The 23,173-nt window shown below is 70.9% G+C and carries 23 protein-coding genes and 7 tRNA genes; 17 read left to right on the forward strand and 13 right to left on the reverse strand.

All coding sequences use genetic code 11. The annotated features are described in order from the left end of the window. Positions 1-93 precede the first annotated feature (93 nt). The 4 genes from J7E89_RS24920 to J7E89_RS24935 all read left to right on the forward strand — a co-directional run bounded on the left by J7E89_RS24920 (position 94) and on the right by J7E89_RS24935 (position 2,480). Positions 94-393 carry a hypothetical protein gene (locus J7E89_RS24920; RefSeq protein ID WP_214976616.1) on the forward strand — a complete coding sequence of 100 codons (300 nt, stop codon included), beginning with the start codon at positions 94-96 and terminating at the stop codon, positions 391-393. Positions 394-580: 187 nt separating this feature from the next. After that, positions 581-787: a hypothetical protein gene (locus J7E89_RS24925; protein WP_214976617.1), complete on the forward strand. Its 207-nt coding sequence runs from the start codon at positions 581-583 to the stop codon at positions 785-787. A 326-nt stretch (positions 788-1,113) separates the two neighbouring features. After that, positions 1,114-2,121 carry an aminoglycoside phosphotransferase family protein gene (locus J7E89_RS24930; RefSeq protein ID WP_374196878.1) on the forward strand — a complete coding sequence of 336 codons (1,008 nt, stop codon included), beginning with the start codon at positions 1,114-1,116 and terminating at the stop codon, positions 2,119-2,121. Positions 2,122-2,189: 68 nt separating this feature from the next. Beyond that, positions 2,190-2,480 (forward strand): zf-TFIIB domain-containing protein, encoded by a 291-nt coding sequence (locus J7E89_RS24935; protein ID WP_214976619.1) that lies wholly within the window; start codon positions 2,190-2,192, stop codon positions 2,478-2,480. A gap of 53 nt (positions 2,481-2,533) precedes the next feature. On the opposite strand, the gene J7E89_RS24940 is transcribed toward J7E89_RS24935, so the two are convergent. From J7E89_RS24940 to J7E89_RS24960, 5 genes are all read right to left on the reverse strand, one after another. Beyond that, a tRNA-Val gene (locus J7E89_RS24940) sits at positions 2,534-2,608 on the reverse strand. Positions 2,609-2,646: 38 nt separating this feature from the next. Beyond that, positions 2,647-2,718: transfer RNA gene (locus J7E89_RS24945), tRNA-Val, on the reverse strand. Positions 2,719-2,755: 37 nt separating this feature from the next. Beyond that, a tRNA-Val gene (locus J7E89_RS24950) sits at positions 2,756-2,827 on the reverse strand. A 1-nt stretch (position 2,828) separates the two neighbouring features. After that, a tRNA-Cys gene (locus J7E89_RS24955) sits at positions 2,829-2,902 on the reverse strand. Between the two features lie 40 nt (positions 2,903-2,942). Further along, positions 2,943-3,015 (reverse strand) — tRNA-Gly (locus J7E89_RS24960). A 145-nt stretch (positions 3,016-3,160) separates the two neighbouring features. On the opposite strand from J7E89_RS24960, the gene J7E89_RS24965 reads away from it, so the two are divergent. The 3 genes from J7E89_RS24965 to J7E89_RS24975 are packed head-to-tail and all read left to right on the forward strand — an operon-like array spanning position 3,161 to position 5,942. Further along, entirely contained in the window at positions 3,161-4,225 is a 1,065-nt protein-coding gene (locus J7E89_RS24965; RefSeq protein ID WP_214976620.1) for a chorismate-binding protein, read from the forward strand. Then, positions 4,222-5,049, forward strand: a complete 828-nt coding sequence (locus J7E89_RS24970; protein ID WP_214976621.1) for an aminotransferase class IV — start codon at positions 4,222-4,224, stop codon at positions 5,047-5,049. The genes J7E89_RS24965 and J7E89_RS24970 overlap by 4 nt, the downstream gene beginning before the upstream one ends. A 53-nt stretch (positions 5,050-5,102) precedes the next feature. Next, positions 5,103-5,942 carry a GNAT family N-acetyltransferase gene (locus J7E89_RS24975; RefSeq protein WP_214976622.1) on the forward strand — a complete coding sequence of 280 codons (840 nt, stop codon included), beginning with the start codon at positions 5,103-5,105 and terminating at the stop codon, positions 5,940-5,942. Between the two features lie 15 nt (positions 5,943-5,957). Here the strand turns inward: J7E89_RS24975 and J7E89_RS24980 are convergent, their stop codons facing one another. Beyond that, entirely contained in the window at positions 5,958-6,473 is a 516-nt protein-coding gene (locus tag J7E89_RS24980) for a DsbA family protein (RefSeq protein WP_214976623.1), read from the reverse strand. 163 nt (positions 6,474-6,636) lie between these two features. Between J7E89_RS24980 and J7E89_RS24985 the strand changes: the two genes are divergently transcribed. Together J7E89_RS24985 and J7E89_RS24990 are read left to right on the forward strand one after the other, a co-directional pair. After that, entirely contained in the window at positions 6,637-7,122 is a 486-nt protein-coding gene (locus J7E89_RS24985; protein ID WP_214976737.1) for a hypothetical protein, read from the forward strand. 132 nt (positions 7,123-7,254) lie between these two features. After that, a complete protein-coding gene (locus J7E89_RS24990; protein ID WP_214976624.1) occupies positions 7,255-7,410 on the forward strand; it encodes a hypothetical protein in 156 nt (51 codons plus the stop codon). 23 nt (positions 7,411-7,433) lie between these two features. Here J7E89_RS24990 and J7E89_RS24995 read toward each other — a convergent pair whose 3' ends face one another. Together J7E89_RS24995 and J7E89_RS25000 are read right to left on the reverse strand one after the other, a co-directional pair. Next, positions 7,434-7,994 carry a CGNR zinc finger domain-containing protein gene (locus tag J7E89_RS24995; protein ID WP_214976625.1) on the reverse strand — a complete coding sequence of 187 codons (561 nt, stop codon included), beginning with the start codon at positions 7,992-7,994 and terminating at the stop codon, positions 7,434-7,436. A 198-nt stretch (positions 7,995-8,192) separates the two neighbouring features. Continuing rightward, positions 8,193-8,606 (reverse strand): SsgA family sporulation/cell division regulator, encoded by a 414-nt coding sequence (locus J7E89_RS25000; protein WP_003987206.1) that lies wholly within the window; start codon positions 8,604-8,606, stop codon positions 8,193-8,195. A 190-nt stretch (positions 8,607-8,796) separates the two neighbouring features. On the opposite strand from J7E89_RS25000, the gene J7E89_RS25005 reads away from it, so the two are divergent. Both J7E89_RS25005 and J7E89_RS25010 read left to right on the forward strand, forming a co-directional pair. Further along, positions 8,797-9,252, forward strand: coding sequence for a TIGR02611 family protein (locus J7E89_RS25005; protein ID WP_214976626.1), 456 nt, complete (start codon positions 8,797-8,799; stop codon positions 9,250-9,252). A 76-nt stretch (positions 9,253-9,328) separates the two neighbouring features. Further along, a tRNA-Val gene (locus J7E89_RS25010) sits at positions 9,329-9,400 on the forward strand. A 71-nt stretch (positions 9,401-9,471) separates the two neighbouring features. Here the strand turns inward: J7E89_RS25010 and J7E89_RS25015 are convergent. Continuing rightward, on the reverse strand, positions 9,472-12,042 hold the full coding sequence (locus tag J7E89_RS25015; RefSeq protein WP_214976627.1) for an SCO7613 C-terminal domain-containing membrane protein: 2,571 nt from the start codon (positions 12,040-12,042) through the stop codon (positions 9,472-9,474). Between the two features lie 102 nt (positions 12,043-12,144). Here J7E89_RS25015 and J7E89_RS25020 point away from each other — a divergent pair, with 102 nt between their 5' ends. Together J7E89_RS25020 and J7E89_RS25025 are read left to right on the forward strand one after the other, a co-directional pair. Continuing rightward, the gene (locus J7E89_RS25020) at positions 12,145-12,588 is read left to right on the forward strand and encodes an SRPBCC family protein (RefSeq protein WP_214976628.1); all 444 of its coding nucleotides are present in this window, start codon (positions 12,145-12,147) and stop codon (positions 12,586-12,588) included. Positions 12,589-12,627: 39 nt separating this feature from the next. Next, positions 12,628-12,699, forward strand: a tRNA-Val gene (locus J7E89_RS25025). A gap of 72 nt (positions 12,700-12,771) precedes the next feature. On the opposite strand, the gene J7E89_RS25030 is transcribed toward J7E89_RS25025, so the two are convergent. Next, positions 12,772-13,500 (reverse strand): 3'-5' exonuclease, encoded by a 729-nt coding sequence (locus J7E89_RS25030; RefSeq protein WP_214976629.1) that lies wholly within the window; start codon positions 13,498-13,500, stop codon positions 12,772-12,774. 187 nt (positions 13,501-13,687) lie between these two features. Between J7E89_RS25030 and J7E89_RS25035 the strand changes: the two genes are divergently transcribed. The 3 genes from J7E89_RS25035 (at position 13,688) to thrS (ending at position 17,574) form a co-directional block, all read left to right on the forward strand. Next, on the forward strand, positions 13,688-14,254 hold the full coding sequence (locus tag J7E89_RS25035) for a DUF4365 domain-containing protein (protein WP_214976630.1): 567 nt from the start codon (positions 13,688-13,690) through the stop codon (positions 14,252-14,254). After that, positions 14,254-15,498 carry a hypothetical protein gene (locus J7E89_RS25040; protein ID WP_214976631.1) on the forward strand — a complete coding sequence of 415 codons (1,245 nt, stop codon included), beginning with the start codon at positions 14,254-14,256 and terminating at the stop codon, positions 15,496-15,498. The genes J7E89_RS25035 and J7E89_RS25040 overlap by 1 nt, the downstream gene beginning before the upstream one ends. Before the next feature lie 99 nt (positions 15,499-15,597). Beyond that, positions 15,598-17,574: a threonine--tRNA ligase gene (thrS, locus tag J7E89_RS25045; protein WP_214976632.1), complete on the forward strand. Its 1,977-nt coding sequence runs from the start codon at positions 15,598-15,600 to the stop codon at positions 17,572-17,574. Positions 17,575-17,610: 36 nt separating this feature from the next. Here the strand turns inward: thrS and J7E89_RS25050 are convergent, their stop codons facing one another. Further along, the gene (locus tag J7E89_RS25050; RefSeq protein ID WP_308315589.1) at positions 17,611-18,249 is read right to left on the reverse strand and encodes an ion channel; all 639 of its coding nucleotides are present in this window, start codon (positions 18,247-18,249) and stop codon (positions 17,611-17,613) included. Between the two features lie 94 nt (positions 18,250-18,343). On the opposite strand from J7E89_RS25050, the gene J7E89_RS25055 reads away from it, so the two are divergent. Then, positions 18,344-18,904 carry an HIT domain-containing protein gene (locus J7E89_RS25055; RefSeq protein ID WP_214976633.1) on the forward strand — a complete coding sequence of 187 codons (561 nt, stop codon included), beginning with the start codon at positions 18,344-18,346 and terminating at the stop codon, positions 18,902-18,904. 22 nt (positions 18,905-18,926) lie between these two features. Here the strand turns inward: J7E89_RS25055 and J7E89_RS25060 are convergent, their stop codons facing one another. Together J7E89_RS25060 and J7E89_RS25065 are read right to left on the reverse strand one after the other, a co-directional pair. Continuing rightward, entirely contained in the window at positions 18,927-20,594 is a 1,668-nt protein-coding gene (locus J7E89_RS25060) for a hypothetical protein (protein WP_214976634.1), read from the reverse strand. Positions 20,595-20,720: 126 nt separating this feature from the next. Continuing rightward, the gene (locus J7E89_RS25065) at positions 20,721-22,922 is read right to left on the reverse strand and encodes an elongation factor G-like protein EF-G2 (protein WP_214976635.1); all 2,202 of its coding nucleotides are present in this window, start codon (positions 22,920-22,922) and stop codon (positions 20,721-20,723) included. Positions 22,923-23,173 lie beyond the last annotated feature (251 nt).

Consider the following 23,173-nt stretch of genomic DNA (forward strand, 5'->3'; position numbering starts at 1 on the left):
GGGAAACTTGAAGAGTGGTCAGGGGGCGGCCGATCCGTCGCCCCCGGCCCGTGCGAGATCTCAATGGTCCGTCGCAGAAGGGGGATTGGATCAATGAAGGGCGATCGCGTGGAGATAGTGGTCGACGCGGGAGACACGACCCGTACGTACGAGGTGGTGGCCTCCCGGGCAGGCCGACGGGTGGAAACGGCGGTCCGCAGGGGAGTGGTGGAAGTGAGCGAAGTCACCCGCAGCGGCTCTGTGGTGCGCACCGCGCGCTTCATGGCGACCAGGGTGCTCGCCCTGGTCGAACAGCCGGTCCCCAGGGAGGACGCCTCCGAACACTCCGAACACTCCGAACGCTCCGAAGGCGCGACGAGGCGGCGTCCCCTCCGGGAAGACCCCAAGACGTAGGGCGCTCTCTCCACCCTGGGGAGTACGCCGCAGGGCTGTCGCTCATCCTCCGGGAGGCCCGGCAATCAGTACGCGGGCATGACGACCCGGTCCTGAGCGGCCCCTAATGTTGAGGTCAAGCGGCGGGTGGAGCACTCGTCCCCCGAGGTCAGACACCCGCCGCTGCCAACAACGAAAGGAGAGGGCCATGGCGGACACGGCATCACGAACGATGATCCGTACGCAGGGACGCAGGGCATTCGCCTCGTTCGGCGACCGTCCGTCAGGCACGCGTCACCCCCTGGTGGCGACGGCCATGGCTCTTCCCCTCGCGGCGCTGCTCGTCGTCCTCTTCGGAGGCTGGGAAGCAGTGGTCACACAGGCGTCGTCCGTGGGCGTGATGCTCGGGCGCTGAGCGGCGCCCACGGCCCGGTAGAGCGGACCGGTCCAGGACATCCGGCCATTTCAATACCCGGTGGGGACGGGGGTGCGGCGGACGACTGCGTTTGCCCGGACAGCTGGGGAGCTGTCCGGGCAACGCCTTTTCCCGTCCCGGGGCGGCAAAATCCAGCCCGTCCGGCGTTTGAGGACATGCCCAGAGGGCGTCTGTGTGGTCTGGGGGCTGTGGTCTGGGGCTGGGGGCTCGCCCCCAGTTCGGGAAGGGGCGGGGTGGGGAAGAAGCCCAGCGCAGCGCGTAGGCTCCCGGGCGGCACCGACCGCACCGCATGCCCTGGGGGGACTGTGACCGTATCCGTAGCGCAAGCGCTGAGCGAGGCGGCGCACGACATCACACCCCGCCCTCCGCGCAACGCAACACCCACACCCTGCCCCTGCGCCCACCCCCACATCCTGGCCGACAGGCCGGACGGCACGGTCGTACGCCACCACGACGTCGTCGCCAAGTCCCACGCCCCCGACACGGACCGCGCCGCCCTCACCGCACGTGTCGCCACCGCCGCACACCCACTCCTCACCGGAATCCTCCTGCCACCCCTGCCCGTGCCGGCCGAAAAAGGGGACGCCCGCGTCACCGTGCTGCACGGCCGGCCCCTCACCCTGTGGCCGTACGGAAGCCCCGTCGACCCCGAGGACCCCGACGCCGCCCCCTGGGAGGACGCCGCGAAACTCCTCGCCCGGCTGCACGCAGTCGCCCCCGGCGCGCTCCAACTTCCCGCACCGCTCCCGCCCATGCGCGGCCCCGCGAAGGCCGCCCTCGCCATCGCTCGTATGAAGGCGGCAGAACCCCACCCCGCCACCTCCGCCGTGCTCCGGGCCTGGACCCGCCTCCCCGCGTGGGCCCGGAACGAAGCCCCGTCGCCCCACGACCGCGCGGCCCTCTGCCACGGCGACCTCCACCTCGGCCAACTCGTCCGCCACCCACCCAACGCCGCCGCCGAAGGCCACTGGCTGCTGATCGACGTGGACGACATGGGCATCGGCGACCCCGCCTGGGACCTGGCCCGCCCCGCCGCCTGGTATGCCGCCGGCCTTCTCGCACCGGACATCTGGGACCGCTTCCTCGGCACGTACCGGGCCGCAGACGGTACGGCCGTGTGCCCGGACGGCGGCGATCCCTGGCCCCAACTCGACGTACCCGCCCGCGCGCTGACCGTCCAGACCGCCGCCCTCGCCCTGGCCAAGTCCGCCGCCGAGAACCGGCCGCTGGACGAGGTGGAGGAGATGATGATCGAGGCCTGCGCCCGAATCGCGGCCCTACCGGCCGAGTTGGAGTCCGAAGCCACGTCGTAGGGTGAACGGACCGTCGCCGGGCATGCATTCCGGCGATGCCGAACCGACGGCGAGGAGTTGACCCGACCATGCAGTGCCCCAAGTGCCATGCACCCATGCACACGTACAACCGCAATGGTGTCCAGATCGAGCAGTGCAGTGGTTGCCGCGGGATCTTTCTCGACTACGGCGAGCTGGAGTCGCTGACCCGCCTGGAGTCGCAATGGACCCAGCAGGCCCCGCCTCCGCCCCCGGCCCCGCAGCAGCCCTACCCCGCCGCTCCCGCACCCGCCTGGGGCGCCCCGCAGCACGGTCACCACGGTGGTCACCACGGCGGCCACCGACAGAAGGGCTTCGGCCGGATGCTCTTCTCGTCCTGACCATGAACACAAAGCAGCCCCGGCCGTGGATCACGGCCGGGGCTGCTTGCGGGTGGTGCGCGATACTGGGATTGAACCAGTGACCTCTTCCGTGTCAGGGAAGCGCTCTCCCGCTGAGCTAATCGCGCGGGGGTGTTCAGTTGATCATGCGGTACTGCGAACTGCGTGCGCGATACTGGGATTGAACCAGTGACCTCTTCCGTGTCAGGGAAGCGCTCTCCCGCTGAGCTAATCGCGCGGGACGGACACCCGGTCAAAGTACAGCCGGGATCCAGTGGACGATACTGGGATTGAACCAGTGACCTCTTCCGTGTCAGGGAAGCGCTCTCCCGCTGAGCTAATCGTCCTTGGAGGTGGAGACGGGATTTGAACCCGTGTAGACGGCTTTGCAGGCCGTTGCCTCGCCTCTCGGCCACTCCACCAGGAGTGAATGACAGGGGGTCGGGAAGATCCCCCACACCGAGCGGACGACGAGATTCGAACTCGCGACCCTCACCTTGGCAAGGTGATGCTCTACCAACTGAGCCACGTCCGCTTGTCTTACCCGGGGCGTTTCCATGTCCCGGCGACGTGTTGAACTCTAGCGGATTCCGGGGCCAGTACAAAAACGCGTTTGTGCAGCGTGCTGCGGTGCGTCCGCCCCGGCGCAGGTCATCGCCGTCCGCTCTAGACTCGGGGCCGTGCACGACCTTCCCTCTTTGGCCCGCTTCGGCGGCCTTGTCGCCTCTGATCTGCGCGATGTGACCAGCGATCCAGCCGCACTCGACTCCGCCGGCTTCTGGGCCGTCACCGCGGACTTCGAGGGCCGTCTCGTCTGCGCCCGCTTCGGCGACGTACGCCCCGAGCCGGTCCCCGCTCCCGTGCCCGGCGCCTGGCACGGCCCCGCCGCCGGTGACTGGACGTCGTCGATGGACCGCGCCGCGTACACAGCGGGCGTACGCCGCATCCGTGAGCACATCGCGGCCGGCGAGGTCTACCAGGCCAACCTCTGCCGCGTCCTGGCCGCGTCGCTGCCCGACCGCGCCGGCGCACGCGCCGACGTCGACGCGCTCACCGCCCTCCTCGCCCAGGGCAACCCGGCGCCGTACGCAGGAACGATCCGGCTCCCCGCGCACGGCGTGGAGATAGCCACCGCGTCACCCGAGCTCTATCTCCGACGCGACGGGCGAACCGTCGAGTCGGGGCCGATCAAGGGCACCGGGCGGACCGCCGGGGACCTCCTGGAGAAGGACCACGCCGAGAACGTGATGATCGTGGACCTGGTCCGCAACGACCTGGGGCGGGTCGCCGTCCCCGGCTCCGTGACCGTTCCGGAGCTGTGCGTCATCGAGCCGCACCCGGGCCTCGTCCACCTCGTGTCCACCGTGCGCGCCGAGCTCGCACCCGACGCCGGCTGGGCCGAGCTGCTCGCCGCGACGTTCCCGCCCGGCTCAGTGACGGGCGCCCCCAAGTCGAGCGCCCTCACGATCATCGAGGCGCTGGAGACCGCACCGCGCGGCCCGTACTGCGGCGGCATCGGCTGGGTCGACGCCGACCGAGGCACCGGCGAGCTGGCCGTCGGGATACGGACCTTCTGGATCGACCGCACCCTCCCCGGCGGCCCGGTTCTCAGGTTCGGTACGGGCGCGGGCATCACCTGGGGCTCCGACCCCGAGCGCGAATGGGAAGAGACCGAACTGAAGGCCTCCCGGCTGCTCGCGGTAGCGTCGGGCACGTACCGGGAGATGGGAAGGACCGCGTCATGAAACTTTGGGTCGACGGCGGGCTGCAGGATGCGGCGACCGCCAGGGTGTCCGTACTCGATCACGGTCTGACCGTGGGCGACGGAATCTTCGAGACGGTGAAGGCGACCGCGGGACGGACCTTCGCCCTCACCCGGCACCTGGACCGGCTGGCCCGCTCGGCGCGCGGTCTCGGTCTGCCCGAGCCCGACCTCGACGAGGTACGCCGAGCCTGCGCCGCCGTCCTGGACGCCAACCCCCTTCCCACGGCACTCGGCCGGCTGCGGATCACCTACACCGGAGGCCTCTCGCCGCTCGGCTCCGAGCGCGGGGACACCGGCCCCACCCTGATCGTCGCCCTCGGGGAGGCCGACCGGCGCCCCGACAGCACCGCCGTGATCACCGTCCCCTGGACGCGGAACGAGCGCGGCGCCCTCACCGGGCTCAAGACCACGTCGTACGCCGAGAATGTCGTCGCACTGGCCCGCGCGCGCGAACAGGGCGCCTCCGAGGCACTGTTCGCGAACACCGTCGGGCAGCTCTGCGAGGGCACGGGGTCGAACGTCTTCGTCGTACTCGGCGGGCGGCTGCTCACCCCGCCCGTCTCCTCCGGCTGCCTCGCCGGGATCACGCGCGCCCTGGCCGTCGAATGGACCGGCGCCGAAGAGGCCGACCTGCCGCTGGACGTGCTGGAGCGGGCCGACGAGGTCTTCCTGACCTCCACGCTGCGCGACGTGCAGGCGGTGCACCGGGTCGACGGGCGCCAACTGCCGGGTGCGCCGGGCCCCGTGACCGCCAAGGCCATGCGCGTCTTCGACGAGCGGGCGGCGTCGGACCTGGACCCGTAAAACGCCGGAAATTTTGGATGACGGGTGGCCGTGCGGCGGGTACAACTCCCCTGATGACCACAACTCTGCGGCCCACAGCGCCGCTTCACCAAGGCGCCGACGGCGCGAAGTCGCGTACGTACGAAGTGTGCGTGAACAGCCGCCCGGTCGGTGCCGTCGAGCTGTCCACGGATCCCCGCTTCGGGGCCGCCGTCGGCCGTGTCGCCGGACTGCTCATCGACGAGGCCGACCGGCGCCGCGGGAGAGCGACGGTCGCCGCGCTCGCGGCCGAGGAGGTGCTGCGCGGCTGGGGCTGCGGCCGCGTGGAGATCTCCGTCCCGGCCGAGGCGGCGGCCGCGCAGCGCATGGCGGCCGCGCTCGGCTACACCGAACGCGGCCGCAACATGATCAAACCCCTGCCCGCGCGGCCTCCCGCACTGCCCGAAGGGGTCGTGGGCAGGCCGATGAGCGAGAGCGAATTCGAGACCTGGCTCGCCCACACCAAGGTCGGCTACGCCCGGTCCCTGACCGAGCGCGGACTCTCCGAGGAGGCGGCGCGGGCCAAGTGCGACGCCGACCACGCGGCCGCTCTCGCCGACGGAGTCGCCACCCCGGACACCTACCTGGGCGCCCTTGTCCGGGACGACAAGGTGGTGGGCACGCTCTGGCTGGCGCTGCGGCACCCGCACCCCGGCCAGAGCGGTGCATACGTCTTCGACGTCGAGATCGCCGAGGAGTACCGCGGTCAGGGGCTCGGGCGCGCGCTGCTGCTGCTCGCAGAGCGCGAAGCGCTCGCGGCCGGGACCGAGCGCATAGGCCTCAACGTCTTCGCGGACAACACGCCGGCCCTACGGCTGTACGAATCACTCGGCTACGAGCCGGTGTCGTACCACCTCTACAAGCAGCTGCTGTGAGGGCGGCCGCGCGTGTCAGGCGAGCAGCCGGTCGACGATCTCCTCGATGCGCTCGCGCAGCCCTTCCTGGCTCTTGCCGCCGTCCAGCCGCTCGCCGTCGATGACGTACGTCGGCGTGCCGGTCACGCCGATCGCCTTGCCCTCGGCCTGGTCGGCGTCGACGATCAGGAGGTGCCTGCCGTCGATCAGCGCTGTGTCGAACTCCTCGGCGTCCAGCCCCAGTTCGGCCGCGACCTCCAGCAGGACGGGCTCGCCCTTCGCCGCCAGCTCCTCGGTACGGGCGAGGACCGCCTCCACGTACGGCCAGCCCTTGCCCTGGTCGACAGCCTCCTCGGCGGCCTGCGCGGCGGCGTAGGCGTGCTTGTGCTTCTCGAGGGGGAAGTGGCGCAGGCGTACGTCGAGACGGTCGCCGTAGCGCTCACGCAGGGCGCGCACGTCGTCCAGCGCGGAGCGGCAGTCGGGGCACTGGAGCTCGCACCAGATGTCGAGGACGACGGGGCGGGCGGGCGAGGCGGGGGAGGAGTCGGTCATGGGTCCAGTCTTCCAGCCCGGTACGCCGCGCCCCAACCGGGACCTGGGGAGGAGGGCGCCCCGGATATGTCCCTGAGGTCGTACGGGGGCGTGGCCGGGGTGGCCTCGTCCGGTGCAGGATGGAGGGGAACGTACCCCGTACACCCTGGCACTGGAGGACCGGATGCTGGCAGAGACGATCTGTTCCGCGGCGTCCGCGGCCGGTCTGGGCATCGCCGCGATCACCGCGTACCGCAGGCGATTTCTGGCCGCGGCACGCATCGCCGCCTATTCGCTCGTGCCGGTCGGCCTGGTGATGACCGGCGTCGTCGAGTGGGTTTCCGGCATCGCGTTCAAACCGGGGGTCTGGGTGGGCTTCGGCGTGCTCGGCCTCTCCTGGCTGCTCTTCATGACGACCAGGGCGGTGGAGCGCCGCACCGGTGGCACCCGCCAGGAGCGCAGGGCGGCGCGGGCCGCTCGGCGCGAAGCGGTCGCCCCGCAGGCGTCCGCGCCGTCGCTCGGTGCGGGCCTCACGGGGGCGGCGGAGCCGAAGCAGCCTCAGGCCGGGGCAGGCAAGGCAGCCAAGCCGGCCAAGTCGACCAAGGAGGGGCAGACGCAGTCGGAGGACTTCAGCGACATCGAAGCGATCCTGAAGAAGCACGGCATCTGACGGGAAACCTGGCAACTCGGACGCCGAAGCGATCACTGGAAGATCGCGAATGGTCAAGATCCGGCGAACTCCCGTCGCAGGTGGGCGTGTTGGTCGTCGCTGGTGGTCGGGCTGCGCCATCATCGGCCCGAGATGCTGGACACAACCCGGGGCGAAGCCCCCGCACCCACCGAAGAAGAACCGCGCGGCTGCCTTTTCGCGCTTTCCCAGCCACCCCTGATGATCTTCCTCGCGCTCATCGGCTTCCTGCTGCTGATGGCGGCGATGCACGACCTCTTCCTGCTGTGAGCGGGCTGTGAGCGGGCGAGGCCTCAGCCCGCGGCTTCCTTGCGCCGAGCCCGGTACGCCGCCACATGCAGCCGGTTCCCACAGGTGCGGCTGTCGCAGTAGCGGCGGGACCGGTTGCGCGAGAGATCGACGAAGGCCCGCCGGCAGTCCGGCGCCTCGCAGCGGCGCAGCCGCTCGTGCTCGCCGGAGACCACGATGAAGGCCAGCGCCATTCCGCAGTCCGCCGCGAGATGGTCCGCGACCGAGGCGCCGGGGGCGAAGTAGTGCACGTGCCAGTCGAAGCCGTCGTGGTCGGTGAGCCGCGGCGTGGTGCCGGCCGCCGCCACGAGCTGGTTGATCAGCTCGGCGCAGGTGCGGGGGTCGGGCGCCGCGAACGCGTCCGCGAAGCGCCCTCGCACGTCCCGTACGGCCCTCAGGTCCGCCTCGGTGAGCCTGCCGACGTCGCTGATGTGATGGAGCCGCACAAAGCCGTACAGCGCCTCGATGTCTTCGAGCCGGTCGCCGTTCTGGTCACTCTCCGGCGCCGTGTTCACCAGATCGACGACGACGTCGAGGGCGCGCCGGGTGTCGTGGGGGATCAGCACGATTCGCTCCCTGGCCTGCTGCGGGCGGGCGCCCGCAGATGCCGGTCGACTTTAGCGGCTCGCGCACGAAGCGCACCGGCGCCGTCCCCGCGGTGGAATCCGCGGAGACGGCGACGGTGCATACCGTGTTCCGTATGCAGTTGTCCGCCCCACGCCGTCGCCCCGAGTCGGACGGCGGTGGGTGGCTCTCGGTCTGGCTCAGTTCTCCGCCAGGATGTGTGAGAGTTCCGTGTCGAGATCGAAGTGACGATGCTCGGTGCCGGGTGGTACCGCGGCGTCCGTCCGCTTCAGGAACGACTCCAGGGCCCGCGCCGGGGCTTCGAGCAAGGCTTCTCCTTCCGGGGAGCTCAGGGCGATGCACACGACGCCCTGGCCATGACTGCGGGACGGCCAGACTCTGACGTCGCCGGTACCGGTGGGCCGGTGAAGGCCCTCGGCGAGGAGATCGCGGGCGAACACCCACTCGACGGTTTCCTCGGCTCCGGTGTGGAAGGTGGCATGCACGGCGTAGGGATCGGCCGTGTCATACCGCAGGCCCGCGGGTACAGGCAGTGATGACTCGCTCGACACTACGAGGCGCAGGTGCAGCTCGCAGCTGACCGTGGTGTTCATAAGCGCCAGGGCCTTTCGCTCAGTGTGCGCTCGGGGATTCGCACGTCGGCGAAATCGACATGCCACCTACGGTGTCGTTGTAAACCCCTCTGACCTTTTTGTGGCTCTTCAGGTACCTCGTACGGCGGAGTGACACTTGAGGCAGTACGACCATTTCGGCGGGGTGATCCAGTCCGGTAGGTTGGGCCCTATGAATGCGGAGAGTAACGAGCGGGAAGAAGTCGTCGACCCGGCGGCGGCAGTGCCCGCCACGGGGGGCGCGACGGGGGCCGAGCGCGAGCTGGGCTCACGGGCGCCGCAGGTCATCAAGCGCTACAGAACGCTGCACCTGAGCTGGCAGGTCGGTGTGTTCGTCATCGGCCTGGCGGTCGTGGCGGCGGGCGTGGTCATGCTGCCGCTGCCCGGGCCCGGCTGGCTGGTGATCTTCGGTGGCATGGCGATCTGGGCCACCGAGTTCGTGTGGGCGCAGCTGGTGCTGCGCTGGACGAAACGGAAAGTCACCGAGGCGGCCCACAAGGCGCTCGATCCCAAGGTCCGGCGGCGCAACATCATCCTCACCACGATCGGCCTGGTGATCGTCGCGGTGCTGGTCGGGATCTACGTCTGGAAGTTCGGCATGGCGATGCCGTGGAACATCGACCAGTGACCGACGGGTGACGGACAAGTGACCGGTAATGGGTTCGGGGGACCCGCTGACATGGGGTAATGTTTGCGGAGCGCCGGGGCGATTAGCTCAGTGGGAGAGCGCTTCGTTCACACCGAAGAGGTCACTGGTTCGAACCCAGTATCGCCCACCCGGACTGAAGGCCCGGAAGACGAAAGTCTTCCGGGCCTTCGCCGTTCCCGGGCCGGGAACGGCCGGCCCTCAGCGCATCCGGCCCAGGGTGTCCCGCAGCCGTCGCGCGTCGCGCAGGCGCTGTTCGTATGTCGCCCCCACGGCCAGCAGGAGCAGGCCCGCCAGGGCCGGCGGCAGCCAGCGGGGGAGTGCGCCGACGACCTGGACGACGTACGGCGCGAGCTCGTGCAGCGCGACCAGGGTGAGCACCGCGGAGCCCAGCACCAGCAGGGCCTGGAGCCGCTGCCTGGCGCCCGTGAGGGTCACGGCGAGGGCGGCCGCCCCGAGGAGCAGCGGGCGCAGCCAGTGCTCGTCGCCCCAGGCCGCGATCAGGCTCGGCAGGAGGGTCGCGGCCAGCCCCGGTCCGTACGCCGTCCAGGACGAGGCCTGCGGGTCGCGCCGGCGCCGCAGCACACCGATCGCGAGCGCCGGGATGGTGACGGGCAGCGTGTACGCCTCGGGCGTGACGACGTCCGAGGCGCCGAGGCGGACCCAGGTGGCCAGTACGAAGAGCGCGGCCGCCGCGTACCCGACGGGGCGGCGGTCGGCCCGTACGGCGGTGCCCGCGGCGATGACGCCGGACAGGGCCAGGACCAGTGCGAGGGTGGGCGCGTGGCTCACCGTGAGGCCGATCGCGAGCAGCCCCGCCGCGGCGCCCGTGACCTCCATGGGCAGGGCGGTGACGTGGTCGCGGATACGGGCGGCGAGCACGGCGGCCGCCGCCGGGACGGCGAGGATCGCCAACCCCGCGTGATGGGGCGCGAGTTCGGCCGAGGCGGCGGCGGCGCCGGCCAGCCCGGTCGCGTACACAATGGCCGCCGCGGCGGCGACCGGCGGCGTAACGGCCCCCTTGGCGAGCACGGCTGCCGCGCCGAACAGGGCGAGCATGACGCCGAGCACGGCGAAGGTGGCGGCCTGGGCGGCCAGCGCCAGCAGCGAGACGGAGAGCGCCGACGCGACGGCGCAGGCCAGCGCGGTGAGCGCGAGGGGGGAGCCAGGTGCCGTGGCGCGGACCGCCAGGGCCAGGGGAGCGGCGGCCAGGAGCACGTACAGCGTTACGGCCGCCGGGTAGCCGAGGTCCAGCGCGGCCGGGGTGGCGTACGCCGCCGCCCAGGCCAGCGCGAGAGCCACGCATGCCGCCGGGGCCCGCCGGGTGGAGTCGGGTGCGCTCAGGCGGCGCGTTGCCGCGGCGACGGCCGCCACGGTCAGCAGGACCAGTGGGGCGGTGGACGTCCGGGACCAGGGCAGCTCGGACGAGAGCGCTTCACGGACGCCTGCCGGGGCACCGGACCATGCGCGCTGCGCCCACTCGCCGGGGCCGAGCAGTGTGACCGCGACCAGCGGCAGCGCCCACACGGCGCCCGCCGCCAGCACCGCACCGGACGAACCGGCCAGGCCCAGGACCATGGGGCGCGGCAGGTTCGCCCGTACTACGGCCAACAGGGCCACTGCGCACAGCACGTACACGGGCACGGCCCAAGCGTCCGGCACGCCGGGCCGCAGCACCCCACCGACGGCCGCCAGCACCGCGAGCCCGGCAACCGCCGAGGCCGCGACGGCGTGCGACGACCAGCCGGCGGCGCGCGGAGCGGGCGCGGCGTGCGGCGCCGGGGCGATTGTGTGCGGCGGGGTTTCGCTGTCCGGCGACGACGGGGCCCGACCGTCCGGCGACGGCGTAACAGTGTGCGACGAGGGCGCCTCGCTGCCGGATGTCGCCGCCGCGGTCTGCGGCAGGGGTGCCGCCGTCTGCGGCGCAGGGGCGCGCCACGCGGCGAACAGGGCGAGGGCCGCGACCGCCAGCAGCAGTACGCCAGGGCGCAGCGCGTCCGTGGAGTTCGTCGCCGCCACCGACATGGCGCCGGCGCTGAGCAGCGCCCCCGCGCCCGTCAGCCAGGCCCCGGCACACGCCAGCGGGCGTACCGCGCGGCCGGTGCCCCACAGGGCCACGGCGACATCGAGCCCGGCCGTGGCCAGCAGTGCCCAGGTGAGCGTAAGAGGGCTCGCGTCAGCTGCCAGCGCCCAGAGGACGAAGGGGAGTTGAGCGGTGATCAGTGCGGCGGGCAGCGGCAGGCGCAGCCGGCCGAAGCCCAGACCGTACGCCGCCCAGAGCGCGGCCAGTGCGGCCGAGCTGACCGCGGCGTACGCGAGACCGTCCGTGTCCGGCGCCGCGACGCGGTGCACCGCGTACGCGTCGAGCACCGTGAGAGCCAGCCCGAGCGCGCCCACCGACTCGGCGGTCGAGACGAGCCCGCGGCGAAGCAGCAGGGCAGGCGCGGCCAGCGCCAGGGCCGTCACCGCGCCCAGCACCGCCGAGCGGCCGCCGATGCCCATGTGGCCCCAGCTGACCAGGGTGAAGGCGACCGCGGCGATGGTCAGCAGGATGCCACCGAGCGTCAGCAGCACGTTCTGCGCACTGCGCGGTGAGGCGTCGTTGTGCGGGGCGTGCTGCGGCGCGAAGGGGTTCTGCGGGGCTATGGGCTGCTGCATGGCACTGAGCAGCCAGGCCCTGCGGGCCAGCAACTGGGCGCGACGGGCTTCAATTTGTCCCAGTTCGCGGTCGAGGATCACCAATTCCTCGGCGGGTGGTGGCGCGTTCTCCATGGTTGAGGAGTGTGGCGCCCGACACACGGCGGGGCATGGGTGCTGATACTCAGATCCGAAGTGAGTACGCATGGACACGCGTGCCGCGCGCAGACTTCGGGGATGGACCGGAACCATTACCGCTTCCGCAGCGTGTGGGACCTGCACGCCCCGCCCGGCGCGGTCTACGCCGCCCTGGAACAGGTCGACGCGTACCCGCGCTGGTGGCCACAGGTGCGGCGGGTCACGCGCCTGGACGACAGGACCGGCATCGTCCGGGTGCGTTCGTTCCTGCCGTACGAACTCGTCTTCACCCTTCACCAGAAGCGGCGCGCACCGGAAGCCGGCGTACTGGAAGTGGACATGACCGGCGACATGGAGGGCTGGGCGCGCTGGACCGTGCGGCCGCGCGGCAGTGGCACACGCGCCCTCTACGAGCAGGAAGTGCGGGTGCGCAAGGCGCTGGTGCGCCGGCTCGCCGTACCCGGGCGCCCCCTGCTCATCGCCAATCACGCGCTGATGATGCGCAGTGGGCGGCGCGGGCTGGCCGCCGCCCTCGCGGTTTGAACCAACCCGGTGAGGGCCTGTATGGTTCAGTCCGTTCCCGGGCGATTAGCTCAGTGGGAGAGCGCTTCGTTCACACCGAAGAGGTCACTGGTTCGAAACCAGTATCGCCCACCCGGGGAAGGCCGGTCCGTCACCGACGGACCGGCTTTTTTGTGTTCCGTGCGCCGTCCGCTCCGGGCCCGCTCAGGCTGCCGCCGCCGGCATCTCGGGACGCAGGGGCCACGCCGGATTGACCGCCTCGTCCGACCCGTTGCGCGCGAACCACGCCTGCAGGCCGCGCGCCTGCGCCGCGTGCCACACCGCCTGGAGGGTGTGCAGCTCGGCCGGGGAAAGCCGGTCCAGACGCGCGGCGAAACGGCGCCCCAGGGCCCGCATGACCTCGAGAGAGGCCGTCGCGTCGGCTGCCGCGTCGTGCGCGCCGTCCAGCTCCACCTCGTACTGCGCGCACAGATCGGTGAGCGTACGGCGGCCCTTGCGGTAGCGGTCCAGATGCTTGTCCAGTACGCGCGGATCCAGCACGCACAGCGGACGGCTGTCCAGATAGCGCGTCAGCGACGACGCCCGGTGGCGCCTCAGCTCGCGGTCCAGCAGCGTCAGATCGAACGGCGCGTTCATCACCACCAGCGGCCGGCGGGCGATGCTCTGCTCGGCGAGGCCCCTGGCTATCTCCTCCACTACCGGCGCGGGCCAGCGGCCGTTGCGCTGAAGGTGATCGTCCGTCAGCCCGTGGATGGCGGCCGCCTCCGCGGGCACCGGAATGCCCGGATTCACCAACCAGCGCGTCACCCGCACCCGCCCGCCCGGCGTGTCCTGCACGACCAGCGCGGCGGAAACTATGCGGTCCTCCTCGACATCCACGCCCGTGGTTTCGGTGTCGAACGCGGCCAGGGGTCCTTCGTACCAGCACGTCATGTCGAACTCCTCTTGCTCCCTTGGCAGATGGCGTGCGTCCCCCTGCCCGAACCGGTGATACCCGGCTCGTTTGTGCGGTACGCCGTTTGCGGGGCAGCCGGAGCGGAGACAACACAGGTGACGGGGCGTGTGATTGACGACCCGTCGCGGGAAACTGATAGGCACAGCCCGGAAGGCACCGTCAGCCATGGCGCTCGCGCAGCCCGAACCGGGCGGGCTGCTGCCCGAGCGGATCGCACCGCTGCGCGGCGGACTCGCCACCACCGCCTGCATGGAGACTCTTCAGGTGGGCTATCTGCACGCGGTCGCGGCGGCCGCGGGATGTTCTCTCTCACAGCCGTTTCCGGACAACGGCATCGACTGGCACGTGAGCCACAGCGCTCCCGAGCACACCGTCGATGACGAAGTCACCATCAAAGTGCAGCTCAAATGCACCTACCAGATCCCGCCGCACCCGGCAGGGGGCGCGTTCTCCTTCACGCTCGACAACGCGCACCTGGAGAAGCTCGCCCGGAGCCCGGTCTCGGTGCACAAGATCCTGGTCGTGATGCTCGTACCGCGGACCCAGGAGGACTGGCTGCGCGCCGGTCACGACCGCCTCGATCTGCGGCACTGCTGTTACTGGACCAACCTGGCCGGACACCCGGTGACGGGCAGGCGCAGGACAACTGTGCGGATCCCGACCTCGCGGATATTCGACGACCGAGCACTCTGCGAGATCATGACCCGGGTCGGGGTGGGAGGGAGACCCTGATGCAGCACCGGCCGATCGACGAGCCCGTACGACCACACCCGAGCACGGAGTCCGACAGTGGCTTCGCCACGGGTGCGGGGGTCTGGGATGCGGGCGCGGGGCCCGACCCCGCCAAGGTGGACCCCGCCGTGCTCGGCGTGCTGCTGGCCCGGCACGGCTGGCGGCGGCGCGGGGGAGCGGCGGGGCGCTACGCGCGCTGGACCGCGCCCGGACCGTCCGGCGGCGGGACGAGCCTGCTCGTACCGGAGAGCAGGGCGTTCCCCGACAGCGACGACCTGCTCGGCGAGGCACTGACCGCGCTCGCCCGGTGCGCCGCGCCCTCCGCCCGTGAGGTGCTGGTCGCACTCGCCGTCCCGAGCGACGAGATCAGGTGGTGGCGCGACGTACCGGAAGGCCCTTCCGGAGCCGCCTCGTGGACCGCGCAGGAGCAACTGCGCTCGGCGGCACGCCAGATGCTGCTCGCGGCGGCGCTCGCCGCGCGCGGGCGCGCCGGGTACTACGGCGCGCGGCACCGCAGGCAGGCGCAGACGTCGCTGGAGGGCGTGCTCGTGGGGCCGGCGCCCGGTGGGCGCGCGCTCACGGCGTTCGTACCGGTGGAAGCGGGGCGCGGCGCTGTCGTACGGCTGCACCACGCCCTTCACGCGGCCCGCGAGGCCGTCGACTACAAGCGGGCCACCGGCGGCATGGAGGCCTTCGACTCGGCCGTCGAGGCCGGTGTGAGCCGCGAGCTGACGGACGCGGTGATCGCGCTGGTGCACGGCTCGGAGGGCACGCGGATCGGGCTGGAGTGGTCGCCCGGCGCCGGGGTGCCGGAAGGATGCGCGGCGCACCCGGAGGCGGTGGAGTTCTCGCCGGGCGACCTGCCGGCGCTGCGCGAGGCGGGTGCGCGCTACACGCTCGACGAGCCGTCCGTGGCGGTACGGATCACGGGTGCGGTGGTACGGATGCGGCGCTCGGGACCGGGCGGGGCGGGCACGGTGCGGCTGCGGGTCCTGGCGGGGGCGGAGGTTCCGTACGTACGAATGGTGCTCGACGAGGAGGCGTACCGGATCGCGGGCCACGCCCATCTGGTCGGGCTGCCGATCAGGGTGCACGGGCAGCTGGAGAGCCGGGGCGGCTTCCGGCGGCTCACGGGGGCGGACGGTGTGGTGCCGGTGCAGGTGGACGACGCGGAGCGGGACCGGCTGATGAAGTCGCTCCAGGAGAATCTGGACTATTTCGAGGAGGCGTGCGGCGGGGAGTAGCGGCAGGGAACAACCGTTTAGCGATGTGGTCGCCGGGCTCGGTACGATTCAGGGGCGCGCAGTCTCCTCTGTCGCGACCCCCTCAGTCAGGAGTGACCGGTGTCAGACGTCCGTGTGTTCATCCAACGCGATTCCGAGCGGGAAGAGCGCGTGGTGACCACGGGCACTACGGCGGCGGAACTCTTCCCCGGCGAGCGCACCATCGTGGCCGCGCGCGTGGGCGGCGACCTGAAGGACCTGGCGTACGTCGTCGCTGACGGCGAGGAGGTCGAGCCGGTCGAGATCTCCTCCGAGGACGGCCTGAACATCCTGCGCCACTCGACCGCGCACGTCATGGCACAGGCCGTGCAGGAGCTCTTCCCCGAGGCCAAGCTCGGCATCGGCCCGCCGGTCAAGGACGGCTTCTACTACGACTTCGACGTCGAGAAGCCGTTCACCCCCGAGGATCTCAAGGCCATCGAGAAGAAGATGCAGGAGATCCAGAAGCGCGGGCAGCGCTTCTCGCGCCGCGTCGTCTCGGACGAGGCCGCGCGCGAGGAGCTTGCGGACGAGCCGTACAAGCTGGAGCTCATCGGTATCAAGGGCTCCGCGTCGACCGACGACGGCGCGAATGTCGAGGTGGGCGGCGGCGAGCTGACCATCTACGACAACCTCGACGCCAAGACCGGTGACCTGTGCTGGAAGGACCTGTGCCGCGGTCCGCACCTGCCGACCACCCGGAACATCCCCGCGTTCAAGCTGATGCGCAACGCCGCCGCCTACTGGCGCGGCAGCGAGAAGAACCCGATGCTCCAGCGCATCTACGGCACCGCGTGGCCGTCGAAGGACGAGCTGAAGGCGCACCTGGAGTTCCTCGCCGAGGCCGAGAAGCGCGACCACCGCAAGCTCGGCTCCGAGCTGGACCTCTTCTCGATCCCCGAGCAGATCGGCTCCGGCCTCGCGGTCTTCCACCCCAAGGGCGGCATCATCCGCCGGGTCATGGAGGACTACTCGCGCCGCCGGCACGAGGAGGAGGGGTACGAGTTCGTCTACACCCCGCACGCGACCAAGGGGAAGCTCTTCGAGACCTCGGGTCACCTGGACTGGTACGCCGACGGCATGTACCCGCCCATGCAGCTCGACGAGGGCACGGACTACTACCTCAAGCCCATGAACTGCCCGATGCACAACCTGATCTTCGATGCGCGGGGCCGGTCCTACCGTGAACTGCCGCTGCGCCTCTTCGAGTTCGGGACCGTGTACCGGTACGAGAAGTCGGGCGTCGTGCACGGCCTGACCCGGGCCCGCGGCTTCACGCAGGACGACGCGCACATCTACTGCACCAAGGAGCAGATGGCGGAGGAGCTCGACCGTACGCTCACCTTCGTCCTCGGGCTGCTGCGCGACTACGGCCTGACCGACTTCTACCTTGAGCTGTCCACCAAGGATCCGGAGAAGTTCGTCGGGTCGGACGAGATCTGGGAAGAGGCCACCGAGACCCTGCGCCAGGTCGCCGAGAAGCAGGGGCTCCCGCTGGTCCCGGACCCGGGCGGCGCCGCGTTCTACGGCCCGAAGATCTCCGTGCAGTGCAAGGACGCCATCGGCCGTACGTGGCAGATGTCGACCGTCCAGCTCGACTTCAACCTGCCGGAGCGCTTCAACCTGGAGTACACCGGCCCCGACGGCAGCAAGCAGCGTCCGGTGATGATCCACCGCGCACTGTTCGGCTCCATCGAGCGGTTCTTCGCGGTGCTTCTGGAGCACTACGCGGGTGCGTTCCCGGCGTGGCTGGCTCCGGTGCAGGCGGTCGGCATTCCGATCGGCGACGCGCACATTCCGTACCTTCAGGAGTTCGCCGCCGAGGCGAAGAAGAAGGGGCTGCGGGTCGACGTGGACGCCTCCTCGGACCGTATGCAGAAGAAGATCAGGAACCAGCAGAAGCAGAAGGTTCCGTTCATGATCATCGTCGGTGACGAGGACATGAGCGCGGGCACGGTGTCCTTCCGCTACCGCGACGGATCGCAGGAGAACGGCATCCCGCGTGACGAGGCGCTGGCGAAGCTCGTCGATGTCGTGGAGCGTCGCGTCCAGGTCTGACCTTTCCGCGAGCGTTTCTCAAGCCCCCGGTGAGCACTAGCCCGCCGGGGGCTTCTTCTCGTCCTCGCGCGCGAACGTCTGGATCAGCCAGGACGAGAACGAGCCCGTCACCGCGCCCAGCAGCGCCAGGCCACCCGCCATCAGGCCGGCCGCGATGACGCGTCCGCCCCAGGTCACCGGCGACACATCGCCGTACCCGACCGTCGTCAGGGCCGAGCAGGCCCACCACACGGCGTCCCCGAAGGTACGGATCGTGGCTCCGGGAGCCGCGTGTTCCTGCTGGTAGACGGCCAGCGCGCCGGCGAAGCTCAGCAGCAGCGCGGTCAGGCCCGCGTACGTGATCACGCGCGCGTGCAGGCTCAGCCGGGGCCGGTCGCGTCTGCGCTGCACCGCCGTGTACACCCGCACCATGCACAGCGGGCGCAGCAGCGGCATCAGCAGCACCACGGTGTCCAGCCAATGCGTACGTACGAAGCCCAGCCTCCACCCCGCCAGTCGCCACCGCACCAGATAGTCGGCGGCGAACAGGCTCCACAGGAGCACGATCGCCACCACGCACGCGGTCCGCCGGCCCGTGGGCAGGCCGTGGGCGAGGACCAGGACCGCGTACGCGGCGAGGAAGAGCAGGGACGCGGCGAGGAGGGGGATCTCGCTGCGCTGCTCCCAGCGCCGCACCGGGCTGCTTTCGTGATCGGCGTCTATCGCCTCAGCATGGCCGGGCGGCCCCTGGTTGGCGCCCCGGCGACACGTTCGGCGGGTACCAAGTCATATGCTGCACTCCATGACGATTGAGCCGGAGCAGCAGATCGGAGTCGGGACGCCGGACGCGTTCCAGCGCCTGTGGACGCCCCACCGGATGGCGTACATCCAGGGGGAGAACAAGCCGACCGGTCCGGGGGCCGAGGACGGCTGCCCGTTCTGCTCGATCCCGGCGAAGTCCGACGAGGACGGGCTCGTCGTCGCGCGCGGTGAGCAGGTGTACGCGGTGCTGAATCTTTACCCGTACAACGGCGGGCACCTGATGGTCGTCCCGTACCGCCATGTCGCCGATTACACGGACCTGGACGACGCCGAGACCGCCGAGCTCGCTGCCTTCACCAAGCGCGCGATGGCGGCGCTGCGTACGGCTTCCGGGGCGCAGGGGTTCAACATCGGGATGAACCAGGGTGCGGTCGCCGGGGCGGGTATCGCGGCGCATCTGCACCAGCACCTCGTGCCGCGCTGGGGCGGGGACACGAACTTCATGCCGGTCGTCGGGCACACGAAGGTGCTGCCGCAGCTGCTGGGGGACACCCGCAAGATGCTGGCCGAGGCCTGGCCGGCGGCCTGACCCACGGGCGCCCCGCCCCACGTCACGCGTCGTACACGTCGGCCTTCCTCGGTGACGCGTCCTGGACCAGGCCGCTGAGGATCAGGGAACGGTTGCTGAAGCGGTCGGTGTCCACGCCGTGGTCGTCGAGCACGCGGATGGCCGCCGCGTGGACGACGCGCAGTACGGGCGTGGCCGCGCGCATCGCGTCGTCGGCCATGAACCGGTGCCGCCATGGCTTCTCCGCCCAGGCGTGCCGCAGGCCGAAGGGCTCCGGGAGCACGATCTTGCCGCCGAAGTAGTCGAGCAGCGGCGGGAACCAGGTGAACGGGGCGCGGACGGCCAGCCGTACCACTTCGTTGGCGTCGACGAGCGGCAGCTTCTTGTCCACCGTCTCCCAGAACTTGACCGGCTTGCTCACGGTCACCGTCTTGGCCGCGGGCTTGGTGGTGAAGAGGGAGTGGACCGGGCCCAGCGCGTGGCCCGTGACCTCGATGCGCAGTGTCTCGTGCAGCACGGTGACGGTGATCAGCATGGTGATGACCAGCTGGCCGTCCCAGAGTGTGAACTGCACGCCCAGATAGTGGCGGTTTCCGGCGCCGAACTGCTGCTCGTTGCAGATCCGCTGAATCTCGTGGCCCTTGATCTGGAACGCGTCGGCGTCCTGGCCGCCGGGCCGGGTCACCTCGGCCGCGTTCTCGCCGATCGGGGCGACGACCCAGTGCCGTACGGACGGCTTCGGGAAGCCGCCGGTGTGCAGGGGGCCGCGCTCCAGCATGCGCAGCTGGTCGTGGATGGCGCGTATGACGTCCCAGCTGCGGAATCCGTGGATTTCCTTGCCGGGGTCCCGTGAGACGAGGTCTTCGGCGAGCTGCCAGCTGCCCCATCGCGTGCCCATGCCGAGTATTCCCTTGGGGCCCGCGTAGAAGACCGAGTTGCTGTACTGCTCGGCGGTGAGCGTGGCGAGCGACTGGCGCAGCTGCTCGGCGGCGGACTCATTGGGGTCGCGCGGTACGGCTTCGGGGATCTTGGCGCCCACGCCGCCGCCCGACAGCAGTGCTTCCCAGCGCGTCCGCATGTCCTTGGCCGTCGACTCGCTGATCTGCTTCGCCCACAGCCAGCCGATGACCGGGGCGACGAGCATCGCCCGCAGATAGATCGCCCAGAAGCCGCCGAAGGGCAGCTTGATGAGGGCGATCACGGCCAGTCCGCCGACGGCGACCAGGGCGGCGGTCGCGAGGGCGCCGGCCGGCTTGTCCTTGGAGCCCGCGATCGTACGGCGCAGCTGGAAGACGCCCAGCCAGATGAGCAGCCCGGGCAGGAAGGCCAGGCCGAAGAGCGCCATGACGCCGGTGAGTTTGGTGTCCCGTTCCTTGCGGATGCGGGTCGCGGCGAGGCAGTGCTCGACGGCGGTCTGCGGTTCGGTTCCGAAGGACTGGATGAGCGGCTTGCGGGCCCCGCCGAGCATGCGTACCTGCACGGCGCGTGAGAAGGCTTCGCCCAGGTTCGGTTCGAGGAGGGAGAGCTTGCCCTTCTTCACCTCGGACTTGTGCCACTCGCTGTTGGCCTTGAGGATCTCGGTGACCGGGCTGTCGCGGTACGCCGCCGAGGCGAGGGCCTGCGTCGCCGCCGTCTGGCCCGCCGATCCCTGGAGCGGGACCTGCGCCCCCGGTGAGAAGTCGAACCCGTCATCCGCCACTGCTGCCCCCATCGCCGCACGTAACCGCCCCTGCGGCCTCTTCCCAACTGCTTGTCCAGTAGTGTCCCTGCCCGTCATGGGACAGTGAAATGCCGCCCGCCGCAAGAGAATTCGGCGGGCGGCCTGTCAACTATGGGGCTATGTTCCCTTTTCTGCCTGTTCGCGAATCTTGCCCGCCAGCTGGGGCGGCATCGGTTCGTGGCGGGCGTACGAGCGGCTGAACCGTCCGGTGCCGTGCGAGACCGACCGCAGGTCCAGGGCGTACCGTCCGAGTTCGATCTCCGGAACCTCCGCCCGTACGAGCGTGCGCCCCTGCCCGCCCGCCTGCTCTGTTCCGACCACCCGGCCCCGCCGTCCCGACAGGTCGCTCATCACCGGCCCGACGTACTGGTCGGGCACCAGCACCAGCACCTCGGCGACCGGCTCGAGGAGGTGGATCTTCGCATCGGCGGCGGCCTCGCGCAGCGCCAGGGCGCTCGCCGTCTGGAACGCCGCGTCGGAGGAGTCGACCGAGTGGGCCTTTCCGTCGAGCAGCGTGACGCGTACGTCCACGAGCGGGTAGCCGGCGGCGACCCCACGTGCCGCCTGGGCGCGTACCCCCTTCTCGACGGACGGGATGAACTGGCGTGGTACCGCGCCGCCCACCACCTTGTCGACGAACTCGATCCCGCTGCCCGGCGGCAGCGGCTCCACCTCGATCTCGCAGATCGCGTACTGGCCGTGGCCGCCGGACTGCTTCACATGCCGCCCGCGGCCGACCGTGCCGGCGCCGAACGTCTCGCGCAGCGAGACCTTGTGGGGTACGACGTCCACCCGCACTCCGTACCGGCTGCGCAGCCGCTCCAGCGCCACGTCGCGGTGCGCCTCGCCCAGGCACCACAGCACCAGCTGGCGGGTGTCCTGGTTCTGCTCCAGGCGCATCGTCGGGTCCTCGGCGACCAGCCGGGCCAGCCCCTGGGAGAGCTTGTCCTCGTCCGCCTTGCTGTGCGCCTGGATGGCGAGCGGCAGCAGCGGGTCGGGCATGGTCCACGGTTCCATCAGCAGCGGGTCGTCCTTCGAGGACAGGGTGTCCCCGGTCTCCGCGCGCATCAGCTTCGCGACGCTGGCGATGTCGCCCGCGATGCAGCGGTTCAGGGTGCGCTGGTGCTTGCCGAACGGGGAGGACAGTGCGCCGATCCGCTCGTCCACATCGTGGTCCTCATGGCCCCGGTCCGTGAGACCGTGCCCCGACACGTGCACCGTCTCGTCGGGCCGCAGGGTGCCGGAGAAGACCCGCACCAGGCTGACCCGCCCGACGTACGGGTCGGACGCCGTCTTGACGACCTCGGCGACCAGCGGCCCGTCGGGGTCGCACGTGACCGCCGGGCGGGGCCTGCCGTCGGGGGTCGTGACCACCGGTGCCTCGCGCTCCGCGGGCGTCGGGAAGCCGCCGGTGATCAGCTCCAGCAGCTCGATCGTGCCGATGCCCTCGCGGGTGCCTTCGGCCGCCGGCGCGGCGGCGAGTACCGGATGGAAGGTGCCGCGTGCTACGGCTCGTTCCAGGTCGTCGACGAGAGTCTTGTAGTCGATCTCCTCACCGCCGAGATAGCGGTCCATGAGGGTCTCGTCCTCGCTCTCGGCGATGATCCCCTCGATCAGCCGGTCGCGCGCCTCCGCGATCCGGGGCAGCTGCTCCCCGTCCGGCGGTGTGTCCTTCCGCTCGCCGGAGGAGTAGTCGAAGATCCGTTGCGAGAGCAGGCCGACGAGCCCCTTCACCGGGGCGTGCCCGTCGGGGCCCTTGGGCCCGTACAGCGGCAGGTACAGCGGCAGTACGGCGTCGGGGTCGTCGCCGCCGAAGGTCTGCGCGCAGACCCGGGTCATCTCGTCGAAGTCGGACCTGGCCGCTTCGAGGTGGGTGAAGACGATCGCCCGCGGCATGCCGACGGCGGCGCACTCCTCCCACACCATCCGGGTCGAGCCGTCCACGCCGTCCGATGCCGAGACGACGAAGAGGGCGGCGTCCGCCGCCCGCAGACCGGCCCGGAGTTCCCCGACGAAGTCGGCGTATCCGGGAGTGTCGATCAGATTGATCTTTACGCCGCCCCATTCGACCGGCAGCAGCGACAGCTGCACCGAACGCTGCTGGCGGTGCTCGATCTCGTCGTAGTCGGAGACGCTCGTGCCGTCCTCGACGCGGCCCGCCCTGTTGACCGCTCCCGCTGCCAGCGCCAGGGCCTCGGCCAGGGTGGTCTTGCCGGATCCGCTGTGGCCGACCAGCACGACGTTGCGTACGGACGAGGGCCGGTCGGCCGCTACTGCCCTGCCGGCGGCCCCGGGGTGTGAATGCGTCTTGTCGCCCATGATTCTGCCTCCCAGTGAGCACGGTGAGGAGAGGGGGCGCGGACATGTGGGAGCCGCAGTGGCGAGGCGACACCAGTGACGCCCGCGGTCATTCGAGCTTTCCACTCGCGCCACGGCACGTCCATACGTAGTACGCGATCGAGAGGCGCCAGGAGGCCCTGTGGCGGCCCGGCGGTGCCCCGGCAGTCTCCCGGAACCATCGTCGCTACGATGGGCCAGCCGGTGGCCATAGGGGCCGCACGGCCACCGAA

The sequence above is a fragment of the Streptomyces sp. ISL-100 genome, from assembly GCF_018614615.1.
In the GTDB taxonomy this organism is placed as follows: Bacteria; Actinomycetota; Actinomycetes; order Streptomycetales; family Streptomycetaceae; genus Streptomyces.